Below are 11341 nucleotides of genomic sequence, written 5' to 3' on the forward strand. Positions count from 1 at the left end.
TTATGGGGAGTTCACAGTGAAACCGGTCAAAGTAGGCATCTGTGGGTTAGGGACCGTCGGTGGCGGTACCTTCAACGTACTTCAGCGTAACGCCGAGGAAATTGCTCGTCGTGCCGGGCGTGGAATCGAAGTGGCACAAATTGCCATGCGCACGCCAAAGCCTCAGTTCCAGACGACCGGTATTGCGATTACCAACGATGTCTTCGAAGTGGCCACGAACCCTGAGATTGACATCGTCATAGAGCTGATGGGCGGCTACACCGTTGCCCGCGAGCTGGTACTCAAAGCGATCGAGAACGGAAAACATGTTGTGACCGCGAACAAGGCGTTGATCGCCGTTCACGGTAATGAAATTTTCGCCAAGGCCCGGGAGAAGGGCGTGATTGTGGCGTTCGAAGCCGCCGTGGCCGGTGGCATTCCGGTGATCAAGGCGATCCGTGAAGGCCTGTCGGCCAACCGCATCAACTGGGTCGCCGGCATCATCAACGGCACCGGCAACTTCATCCTCACCGAAATGCGTGAGAAGGGCCGGACTTTCGAAGACGTACTCGCCGAGGCGCAAGCCCTGGGTTACGCCGAGGCCGATCCGACCTTCGACGTTGAAGGCATCGATGCGGCCCACAAGCTGACGATCCTGGCCTCCATCGCCTTCGGCATCCCGCTGCAATTCGACAAGGCCTACACCGAAGGCATCACCAAGCTGACCACCGCTGACGTGAACTACGCCGAAGCGCTGGGCTACCGCATCAAGCACCTGGGCGTGGCGCGCAGCACCGCGGCCGGCATCGAACTGCGCGTGCACCCGACGCTGATTCCGGCCGATCGCCTGATCGCCAACGTCAACGGCGTGATGAACGCGGTGATGGTCAACGGTGATGCCGCCGGTTCGACCCTGTACTACGGCGCTGGCGCTGGCATGGAGCCGACCGCTTCGTCGGTGATCGCCGACCTGGTGGACGTGGTTCGCGCCATGACTTCCGACCCGGAAAACCGCGTACCGCACCTGGCGTTCCAGCCGGATTCGTTGTCGGCCCACCCGATCCTGCCGATCGAGGCCTGCGAAAGCTCCTATTACCTGCGCATCCAGGCCAAGGACCATCCGGGCGTGTTGGCGCAGGTGGCGAGCATCCTGTCGGAGCGCGGCATCAACATCGAATCGATCATGCAGAAGGAAGTCGAAGAACACGACGGCCTGGTGCCGATGATCCTGCTGACTCACCGCGTGCTGGAACAGCACATGAACGACGCGATCGCCGCCCTGGAAGCCTTGGCGGGCGTAGTCGGTCCGGTCGTACGGATCCGCGTCGAGCACCTGAACTAAGCCGTTATCGTTCACCGGGCTCGCCTGCGAGCCCGGGTTTGCGAACACTGTCTATTGGAGCCAGTCATGCGTTATATCAGTACCCGCGGCCAGGCACCGGCCCTGAATTTCGAAGACGTCCTGCTGGCCGGTCTGGCCACGGACGGTGGCCTGTACGTCCCGGAAAACCTGCCACGTTTCACCCAGGAAGAAATCGCTTCCTGGGCCGGCCTGCCGTATCACGAACTGGCCTTCCGGGTGATGCGCCCGTTCGTCACCGGTAGCATCCCCGATGCCGATTTCAAAAAGATTCTTGAAGAAACCTACGGTGTGTTCTCGCACAACGCCGTGGCACCGTTGCGTCAGCTGAATGGCAACGAATGGGTGCTGGAGCTGTTCCACGGCCCAACCCTCGCGTTCAAAGACTTCGCCTTGCAGCTGCTTGGTCGTCTGCTCGACTACGTGTTGGAAAAACGCGGTGAGCGCGTGGTGATTGTCGGCGCTACGTCCGGCGACACCGGTTCGGCCGCTATCGAAGGCTGCAAGCACTGCGAAAACGTCGACATCTTCATCCTGCACCCGCACAACCGCGTGTCCGAAGTGCAGCGTCGGCAGATGACTACCATTTTCGGCGAGAACATCCATAACATCGCCATCGAAGGCAACTTCGATGACTGCCAGGAAATGGTCAAGGCGAGCTTCGCCGACCAGAGCTTCCTCAAAGGCACGCGTCTGGTGGCGGTGAATTCGATCAACTGGGCGCGAATCATGGCCCAGATCGTTTACTACTTCCATGCAGCCCTGCAGCTGGGCGGCCCGGCACGTTCGGTATCGTTCTCGGTACCGACCGGCAACTTCGGTGACATTTTCGCCGGTTATCTGGCGCGCAACATGGGCCTGCCGATCAACCAACTGATCGTCGCCACCAACCGCAACGACATCCTGCACCGCTTCATGAGCGGCAATCAGTACGTCAAGGACACCCTGCACGCCACGTTATCGCCGTCGATGGACATCATGGTGTCGTCGAACTTCGAACGCCTGCTGTTCGACCTGCACGGTCGCAACGGCGCAGCGATTGCCGGGTTGATGGACACCTTCAAGCAAGGTGGCGGTTTCAGCGTCGAACAGGAACGTTGGACCGAAGCCCGCAAGCTGTTCGATTCGCTGGCCGTGGATGACGCTCAAACCTGCGAAACCATTGCTGAAGTTTTTGAGCAAACCGGCGAACTGCTGGATCCGCACACCGCTATCGGCGTGAAGGCTGCGCGCGAGTGCCGTCGCAGCCTGGATATCCCGATGGTGATCCTCGGTACGGCGCATCCGGTCAAATTCCCGGACGCAGTGGAAAAAGCCGGCGTAGGAAAAGCGCTCGAACTACCTGCACATCTTTCTGATTTGTTTGAGCGAGATGAGCGCTGCACCGTGCTGCCAAATGACCTGAAAGCCGTGCAGGCCTTTGTCAGTCAGCATGGCAACCGCGGCAAGCCTCTGTAACCGATTAAAACTGTCACATTTTGAAGCCCGTCTCCTGACGGGCTTTCTCATTTCTGCATGCCACACTTGTCGGGTTTCGTAAATGAAGAGCCGCCCATGAAGGGCGGGCGAGACGATCACCAAGGAAGTGGCAATGCTGTTTTTCAGAGGGTTAAAACCAGCCGCGTGCTGGATGTTTTTTTTAGTCGGCACCCTGGGCTTTGCTCAATGGGGGAGCGCGTCGCAATTGGCGGCGACCGATTCCAAAGGATCGATTGCTGGCCCAATGATCGAGCTGGATGCTCAGGAGTTGAAATGGATTGCCGAGCATTCGAAAGTCATCGTCGCATCGGTGCAATATCCGCTGTACCTGTTCAAGGATGAGCACGGCCAATGGAACGGCTTGAACAATGATCTGCTCAACCGCATCAGCGCGATGACGGGATTGCAGTTTGTTCACGAAGAATCGTTTTCCACCGATCAGTTGCTCGGGCGACTGGAAAGTGGCGCAGCGGACATGAGCACGACGCTGGCGATGAATGACGAACGCAAGACGTTTCTGGATTTCAGTCATGCGTTCGGTGGCGCTGGCTGGGTGTTCGTCGGGCGGGCCGGGGCGCCAGAGGTGCAATCCCTGGAGCAGCTGTCGGGAAGGGTTCTGGTGTTACCGACCCGGCATGCGCTGGAGGCCACGATTCGCCGCGACCATCCGGACATCGAGCTGCGCTCGGTTAAAACCTACGCGGAGGCCCGGGCGCTGGTCGAGAGCGGTGAGGCCTATGCCACCATCGAAAACGAAACCGGAGCACAACTCTATCCGTCCGGGCAGCTCAAGGTCGGGTATACGGTGGAGGGCAAATGGGAAGCGGACCACTTGGCCGTACGCAAAGGTCAGCCTCAGCTGTCGAGCATCCTCAACAAGGCGCTTGAGGCGCTTGATCCTGCCGAATTGCGCGCCATTCGCCTGAAATGGCTCAATGGGATTGCCCCGGTCAAGGTGCCCGGCGTCTGGCACCGACTCACCGAGTGGGGCTGCTGGGGAATGTTTATCGTCAGTCTGTTCGGCCTGTTGTCCCTGCTCTGGAACCGACGACTCACGGTATTGATCCAGCAGCGCCTGGATGCCGAGAAAAGCCTGAGTGATCAGCTTGCCTTCCAGCATGCGTTGATGGACGCCATGCCCGATCCGATGTTTGTTCGTGATCTGGAAGGACGTTTGATCATGTGCAACAAGAGTTATGAGGAGGGCTTGTCGACCCGTTTCGACCAGGTTCAGGGACGAAAGCTGATTGAACTGGACGTCTTGCCCAAAGAGACCGCCGAACTGCTGCATGCAGAGTTCATGGCCCAGCTCGGTACGCGCAAGACGCGCTTCAGTGAGCGTCAATTGATGTTCAACAACGGCGTCAGGCATGTCTATCAGTGGACGGTGCCTTTTTACGGTGCCGACGGACAATTGCGGGGCCTGCTGGGAGGATGGACCGATATTGGCAAGCGTAAGCAGCAGGCGTGACGCCTAATGCCGATCAGTTAAGCAATTTCAGCTGCGACGCACTTCCTTGTAGCAGCTGCCGAACGCAGGCTTCGCCAGCTGCTACGGATTGTGTCGTTCCTTAACTGATTGGCTTTAGGCGTGAGGCGGCTGTTTTTTCTCTGTCATCTTGGCCGTGCATGCTCTATTGACCCGCGGCGCAGGTTCACCAGCAGTCGGTATCCAGAACTTTCTTCTCGAGCCAGTGGTCATTTCTTGTAGGCACGCCCCAGGCACTTTGTTTTCGGACTAATGAGTGGTGATCGAGATGGAAAGTATCAGTCTATTGCTCGGTGAAGCTCTGAGCCCGTATCAGGTAACGTTGACCCCGTCGGGAAACCATGGCGAATGCCTGGTGACACTGAAAAATGCGACCGGCGCGATCGTGGTCGAGCGGGCGTTCAATCAGGCCCAGTTGACCAGCAAACGTCTGCTGACGGATGTCGTCGACGGTTTGCATCGCGACGTGCTGATCGCCGAAGGCAGGCTGGAGCCCTGCGTCATCGCGGCGTTGCGTAATGCTGCTCAGGACAAGATCCTGGCCAACCGAAATTGAATTGTTTTTTGTGGGAACCTTCCTGCGCTTAGGTCAGTCAGACCTTGTAACAGCAGGATCAAGCATTGTGCTCCGGTGCTTGTAGCTTGCTGCCACTGGTCTTTATGTAGGCCACGTTTAACCCCGAGTCGTCTCCCCACTTCTCGGGGTTTCTTTTTGCCTGCGATTTGTCATTGCTCGGCCTGCTGCAGGAAAAATGCCCGGCTGGCTTCCAGGTAGTCGCTGCGACTCTCGGGGTCCAGCCAGGCGGCGTATGCTTCGCTCAAGTGATCGTGGGGCAGGGTGCGCAGCAGTTGGTTGATCTCGATGATCGCCTGCCGGCCCTGGGGAGTGTCAGTACAGCCGATGTAACCGGACAGGTATTTGCCCGTGCCGCGAATCGGGTAGAACTGCAATTCATCTTCCGCGATCCCTTGCTGCTGGGCCTGGTAGCGGATCTCCGAGCGGTACCCCAACAGCATCCGCAAGCGCCCCAGGCGTTGCATTTGCAACAGGCTGCCCAAAGCATCGTTACCGTAGTGGAGGGTCAGTGAGTTGGCTGGTGCTTGTTTGAGCAGCGCGTCGAGATATTCGCCGTAGTTGCGCTCGGCAATAATGCCCAGTTTCTCGCGGCCACTGGCCAGCAGGGCCGCCAGGTCCACTTCGCCATCATTGATAAAGGGCGTCAGCATCTCCCGATCAACGCGGCGCACGGCCAGGCCGTTACTCATGGCCCGAAAGACCGGGATGGAAAATGCGATCCAGTCATCGCGCTCCTTGCTCCAATTCAGCGCCGCATCGCACGTGAGGGATGGCTCGTGGAGCATTTGCAAGCCGCGAGCGCGATTGACTCGCATCAGGGTGTGTTCGTATTGCGGCATGCGGGCGATCAGCAGCGGCAGCAGTTGATCGATGACGCCCTGGCCCTTTTTCGATCCTTCGAAAATCATCAGCGGAGGAAGGTCGCGCAATAACCAGACCAGGGTTTCCTTCGGTTGCGCCAACGTTGGCTGAGCCTGGCCGGCGAGCAACAGGAAAAACGCGCACGCGCACAATGCTCTTCCGCCGCGCGTCAGGCAGTGGTTGATGGGCCGCGCAAGCAGACGCCTCAGCTTAGATGGCCCCGTCTTCACGCAGCTTTGCGATCTGTTCCTTGTCGTAACCAAGATCGTTGAGTACCTGCGCATTGTGTTCGCCCAACTGCGGCCCGACCCATTCCGAAGTGCCGGGGGTCTCAGAGAGTTTCGGCACAATTCCCGGCATCTTGAAATCTTTGCCGTCCGGCAGCTTGGCCTTCAGGAACATTTCCCGGGCCAGGTACTGTGGATCACTGAACATGTCTTCAGCGCTGAAGATCCGGCTGGCCGGTACGTCGGCCTGATTCAACTGCTCGATGATGGTGTCCAGAGGCAGCGAGTTGACCCAGCGATCGATCACCCCATAAATTTCGTCGCGACGGCTATCGCGTCCGTCGTTGCTCGCCAACGCAGGGTCGTTGGCCAGGTCCTCGCGACCCATGATCAGCATGAAGCGTTTGAAGATCGCATCGCCATTGGCGCCGATCTGCACATGTTTGCCGTCGGCACTGGTGTGGATCGAGGAGGGCGTAATGCCCGGCATGATGTTGCCGGTGCGCTCGCGGATGAAGCCGAACACGTCGAACTCCGGGACCATGCTTTCCATCATGGCGAAAATCGCTTCATACAGCGCCACATCCACCACTTGGCCGAGTCCACCGTTAACCTCGCGATGACGCAACGCCATCAGCGCACCGATCACGCCCCAGAGCGCGGCAATCGAGTCACCGATGGAAATACCGGTGCGCACCGGTGGCCGGTCTTCGAACCCGGTGATGTAGCGCAGACCGCCCATGGATTCACCGACGGCGCCAAAGCCTGGTTGATCTTTCATCGGCCCGGTCTGGCCGAAACCCGAGAGGCGCACCATCACCAGTTTCGGGTTCAGAGCGTGCAAGACTTCCCAGCCCAGACCGAGTTTTTCCAACACGCCTGGGCGAAAGTTCTCGATCAGGATGTCCGCTTCGCTGAGCAGTTTTTTCAGGATCGCCAGGCCGTCGGGGTGTTTGAGGTTCAGGGTCAGGGATTTCTTGTTGCGCGCCTGGACGAACCACCACAGCGAGGTGCCTTCATACAGTTTTCGCCATTTGCGCAACGGATCGCCGCCATCGGGGGACTCGATTTTGATCACCTCGGCACCGAACTCGCCGCAAATGCGCGAGGCAAACGGCCCGGCGATCAGCGTACCCAATTCAATGACTTTCAGACCTGAGAGCGGTTTTCCGGTGAGCGGCATACTGGATCCTGTAGGACAAAGGTTGAGCGAATACAGGGTTTTAACATAGCCGAACGTCAGACGACCAAGGTTGATCGCCTTCAATTCGTGGATTGCCTACCGCATCGGTTAGACTTGCCGCCTTTCCCCGTATCAAGAAGCCCGTTCATGGCCCAGCCGTCCACGACCTACAAGTTTGAACTGAACCTTACCGACCTCGACCGCAGCGTGTACGAGAGCGTGAAGCAGACCATCGCCCGTCACCCTTCGGAAACCGAAGAGCGCATGACCGTGCGGCTGCTGGCCTACGCCTTTTGGTACAACGAGCAGTTGTCGTTCGGTCGCGGTCTGTCAGACGTGGACGAACCAGCCCTGTGGGAAAAGAGCCTGGACGACCGTGTTCTGCACTGGATTGAAGTCGGCCAGCCAGACGCCGATCGCCTGACCTGGTGCTCTCGTCGCACCGAGCGCACCAGCCTGCTGGCTTACGGCAGCCTGCGCGTCTGGGAGACCAAAGTGATCCCGGCGATCAAGAACCTGAAAAACGTGCACATCGCTGCTGTTCCACAGGAAGTGCTGGAAACCCTGGCCAAGGACATGCCCCGCGTTATCAAGTGGGACGTGATGATCAGCGAAGGGACGATTTTTGTCACCGACGACCGTGGTCAGCATGAAGTCCAGTTGCAATGGCTGAGCGGCGAGCGCGGCTGATTATTCGCTGCTGGTCCGCGTTATCCGCTTTTATCCTACGTATTCAAGAGAAGCACCTGTCACCCCATGCGCATCGAACCTCGCCTGTTGCCCGACACCCTGCCATTCCTCGGTGATCTGCCGCCGCTGCTGACCCGTCTGTACGCGGCGCGGGGCGTGCAGTCCGAGGCTGAACTGGACAAGAGCCTGGCGCGGTTGATTCCATTCCAGCAACTCAAAGGCATCGATGCAGCGGTGGATTTGCTGGTGACGGCGCTGGAGCAGCGTCAGCGGATTCTGATTGTCGGTGACTTCGACGCCGATGGCGCGACGGCCAGTACCGTGGGCATGTTGGGTTTGCGCCTGCTGGGCGCGGCGCACGTCGACTATTTGGTGCCGAATCGATTCGAGTACGGCTACGGCCTGACGCCGGAAATCGTCGAAGTGGCGCTGACCCGTACACCACAGTTGCTGATCACTGTGGACAACGGTATCTCCAGCGTTGAAGGCGTGGCGGCGGCGAAAAAGGCCGGGCTCCAGGTGCTGGTCACCGACCACCACTTGCCCGGTGACGAATTGCCGCTGGCCGATGCCATCGTCAATCCGAACCAGCCAGGTTGCGAGTTCCCGAGCAAGGCGCTGGCCGGCGTCGGGGTGATTTTCTATGTGCTGATGGCCCTGCGTGCGCGTTTGCGCAGCCTCGGCTGGTACGAGAGCAAGCCGCAGCCGAACATCGGCGAGTTGCTGGACTTGGTGGCGCTGGGCAGCGTCGCCGACGTGGTACCGCTGGATGCCAACAACCGGATACTGGTGCACCAAGGCCTGGAGCGGATTCGCGCCGGGCGCGCGCGGCCGGGGATCAAGGCGATCCTCGAAGTCGCCAAGCGTGACCACACGCGCATCACCTCTACTGACCTGGGTTTCATTGTTGGCCCGCGTCTGAACGCGGCGGGGCGTCTGGATGACATGAGCCTGGGCATCGAATGCCTGCTCACCGAAGACGCTGGTCTGGCGCGTGAAATGGCCGCTCAACTCGACGGCATGAACCAGGACCGTAAATCCATTGAGCAGGGCATGCAGCGTGAAGCACTGGCTCAACTGAAGGATTTGCCGGTCGAGTCGATGCCGTTCGGCTTGTGCCTGTTCGATCCCGAGTGGCACCAGGGTGTCATCGGAATCCTCGCATCGCGTATGAAAGATCGCTATTTCCGTCCGACCATTGCCTTTGCCGATGCCGGCGATGGCTTGCTCAAGGGCTCGGGGCGTTCGGTTCAGGGGTTTCATATTCGCGACGCGTTGAGCGTGGTGGCGGCGCAGCATCCGAATCTGATCAGCAAATACGGCGGCCATGCCATGGCCGCCGGCCTGACGCTGCCGGAAGCGAATTTTCCGTTGTTCGCCGAAGCCTTTGACGCGGAAGTGCGTAGGCAATTGCGCGAAGAAGACCTGACCGGGCGCCTGCTGTCGGACGGCACCCTGGCGGTCGAGGAATTCCACCTGGAACTGGCCCGCGCCCTGCGCCATGCTGGACCTTGGGGGCAGCACTTCCCGGAGCCGCTGTTCCACGGCGTGTTCCAGTTGGTCGAGCAGCGAGTGGTCGGCGAGCGGCACCTCAAAGTGGTGCTGAAGAGTGAATGTGGTTCGGTGAAGCTGGATGGCATTGCCTTCGGAATCGACCGCGACATCTGGCCGAATCCGACCATCAAATGGGTGGAATTGGCCTACAAACTCGACCTCAACGAGTTCCGTGGCAACGAGACGGTGCAGTTGATGATTGCCCACATCGAACCGCGTTGACCCCATCGCGAGCAAGCTCGCTCCCACATTGGTTTTGTGAACAACGCAGATCCACTGTGGGAGCGAGCTTGCTCGAGATGGCGATCTCCCAGGCGCCAAATCTCCCCGGAACCCTCCACCTTCCCCCGTTGTCGACTAGGCTCTAAGCACTGCTTGATTATCCTTGTGACGTCTTGTCGAATTTTTTCCCGCGGGGGCGGGTGCTGCACCTTTTTCCTGTCACTCGTCGACTTTTCAAACAGAACCCTGGAGCCTGCCCACTGATTCGAGAGGTGCCCCATGAGTCTGCTGCTTGAACCCTATACCCTTCGCCAATTGACCCTGCTCAACCGCATTGCGGTGTCGCCGATGTGCCAGTACTCCAGCGTCGATGGACTGGCCAATGACTGGCACCTGGTCCACCTCGGCAGCCGCGCTGTCGGCGGGGCCGGCCTGGTGTTTACCGAAGCCACGGCGGTGACCGCCGACGGACGCATCACCGCCGAGGACCTCGGCCTGTGGAGCGATGAACAGATCGAACCTTTGCAACGCATCACTCGCTTCATTGCGGCTCAAGGCGCTGTGGCCGGCATTCAGTTGGCTCACGCCGGGCGCAAGGCCAGCACCCATCGGCCGTGGATCGGTAAACATGGCAGCGTCAAACCCGAAGACGGTGGCTGGATCCCCGTAGGCCCTTCGCCGATTGCTTTCGACCCGCAGCACACCCACCCCAAGCAGCTCGATGATGGCGAGATCGCTGAGGTCATTCAGGCCTTTGTCGCTTCGGCCAAACGGGCGCTGACCGCCGGTTTCAAAGTGGTGGAAATACACGCCGCCCACGGTTACCTGTTGCATCAGTTTCTTTCGCCCTTGAGCAATCAGCGGCGCGATCAATATGGTGGTTCGTTCGAGAATCGCATCCGGCTGGTGCTGCAAGTCACCGAAGCGGTGCGTGCGGTGTGGCCTGAAGAGCTACCGCTGTTCGTGCGGGTGTCGGCCACCGATTGGGTGGAAGACGGCTGGAACCCCGATGAAACGGTCGAGCTGGCGCGACGCCTCAAGGCGTTGGGCGTAGACCTGATTGACGTCTCGTCGGGCGGTACGGCGGCCAATGCCGAGATTCCTACAGGTCCCGGGTATCAGACCCGCTTCGCCGAACGTGTGCGCAAAGAGTCAGGTATTGCCACCGGCACGGTAGGAATGATCACCGAGCCGGCACAGGCCGAGCACATTCTGCGCACCTGTCAGGCTGACATCATCTTTCTCGCCCGTGAACTGTTGCGCGATCCGTACTGGCCACTGCATGCCGATGATGACCTGGGGGGACGCAAGGCCATCTGGCCGGCGCAGTATCAGCGGGCCACCCATCGTGAACAGCCGATTCACGAGTCGGATTTGCGCGACTGATTGACGCTGTAAAACCCAAAAGCCCCGATCAATAGATCGCAATGCTGTTCACTTAAGGATTGTTGACTAATCCTCAGGCAGCAGGAAAATCCGGAATCTGATAAGGATTCCGGATTTTTTATGTCTGTTGCTCAGGATTTAAGCGCGGTTTTGGATTTTGCTGAGCAACCGCTCTCTCGCCTTGAGGTGTTCACCGATCATATTCCTCATGATTGGATTACCGCGGCGGCCGCTCTGGCGGATAAAGCCACGATCCGACGTCGGCGCTTGCCTTCGGACGTAGTCCTTTGGCTGGTAGTCGGGATGGCACTTTTCAGAGGTGAGCCAATAGTCG

General features: G+C 59.3%; 10 protein-coding genes. 8 read left to right on the forward strand and 2 right to left on the reverse strand.

Annotated elements, in window-relative coordinates; genetic code table 11:
- Nucleotides 1-16 precede the first annotated feature (16 nt).
- From CUN63_RS18840 to CUN63_RS18855, 4 genes are all read left to right on the forward strand, one after another.
- Nucleotides 17-1321, forward strand: a complete 1305-nt coding sequence (locus CUN63_RS18840; protein WP_129441495.1) for a homoserine dehydrogenase — start codon at nucleotides 17-19, stop codon at nucleotides 1319-1321.
- Between the two features lie 66 nt (nucleotides 1322-1387).
- Nucleotides 1388-2797, forward strand: a complete 1410-nt coding sequence (thrC, locus tag CUN63_RS18845) for a threonine synthase (RefSeq protein WP_129441497.1) — start codon at nucleotides 1388-1390, stop codon at nucleotides 2795-2797.
- 133 nt (nucleotides 2798-2930) lie between these two features.
- The gene (locus tag CUN63_RS18850; protein WP_129441498.1) at nucleotides 2931-4289 is read left to right on the forward strand and encodes a transporter substrate-binding domain-containing protein; all 1359 of its coding nucleotides are present in this window, start codon (nucleotides 2931-2933) and stop codon (nucleotides 4287-4289) included.
- Between the two features lie 286 nt (nucleotides 4290-4575).
- Complete coding sequence (locus CUN63_RS18855; protein WP_129441500.1) at nucleotides 4576-4863, forward strand: DUF3509 domain-containing protein; 288 nt, start codon at nucleotides 4576-4578, stop codon at nucleotides 4861-4863.
- A gap of 170 nt (nucleotides 4864-5033) precedes the next feature.
- On the opposite strand, the gene CUN63_RS18860 is transcribed toward CUN63_RS18855, so the two are convergent.
- Nucleotides 5034-6029: a TIGR02285 family protein gene (locus tag CUN63_RS18860; protein ID WP_129441502.1), complete on the reverse strand. Its 996-nt coding sequence runs from the start codon at nucleotides 6027-6029 to the stop codon at nucleotides 5034-5036.
- A complete protein-coding gene (locus CUN63_RS18865; protein ID WP_129441504.1) occupies nucleotides 5956-7155 on the reverse strand; it encodes a CaiB/BaiF CoA-transferase family protein in 1200 nt (399 codons plus the stop codon). Before CUN63_RS18865 ends, CUN63_RS18860 begins: the two co-directional genes overlap by 74 nt.
- Before the next feature lie 147 nt (nucleotides 7156-7302).
- Here CUN63_RS18865 and CUN63_RS18870 point away from each other — a divergent pair, with 147 nt between their 5' ends.
- The 4 genes from CUN63_RS18870 to CUN63_RS18885 all read left to right on the forward strand — a co-directional run.
- Entirely contained in the window at nucleotides 7303-7845 is a 543-nt protein-coding gene (locus tag CUN63_RS18870; protein ID WP_007897614.1) for a YaeQ family protein, read from the forward strand.
- A 66-nt stretch (nucleotides 7846-7911) separates the two neighbouring features.
- Nucleotides 7912-9621: a single-stranded-DNA-specific exonuclease RecJ gene (gene recJ / locus CUN63_RS18875; protein ID WP_129441506.1), complete on the forward strand. Its 1710-nt coding sequence runs from the start codon at nucleotides 7912-7914 to the stop codon at nucleotides 9619-9621.
- Nucleotides 9622-9900: 279 nt separating this feature from the next.
- Nucleotides 9901-11007, forward strand: a complete 1107-nt coding sequence (locus tag CUN63_RS18880) for an NADH:flavin oxidoreductase/NADH oxidase (protein ID WP_129441508.1) — start codon at nucleotides 9901-9903, stop codon at nucleotides 11005-11007.
- Between the two features lie 120 nt (nucleotides 11008-11127).
- Nucleotides 11128-11341, forward strand: a 214-nt coding sequence (locus tag CUN63_RS18885; protein ID WP_178082690.1) for a transposase domain-containing protein, incomplete at its 3' end; no start/stop codon positions are given.

It is taken from the genome of Pseudomonas sp. ACM7 (assembly GCF_004136015.1).
Lineage (GTDB): Bacteria > Pseudomonadota > Gammaproteobacteria > Pseudomonadales > Pseudomonadaceae > Aquipseudomonas > Aquipseudomonas frigoris.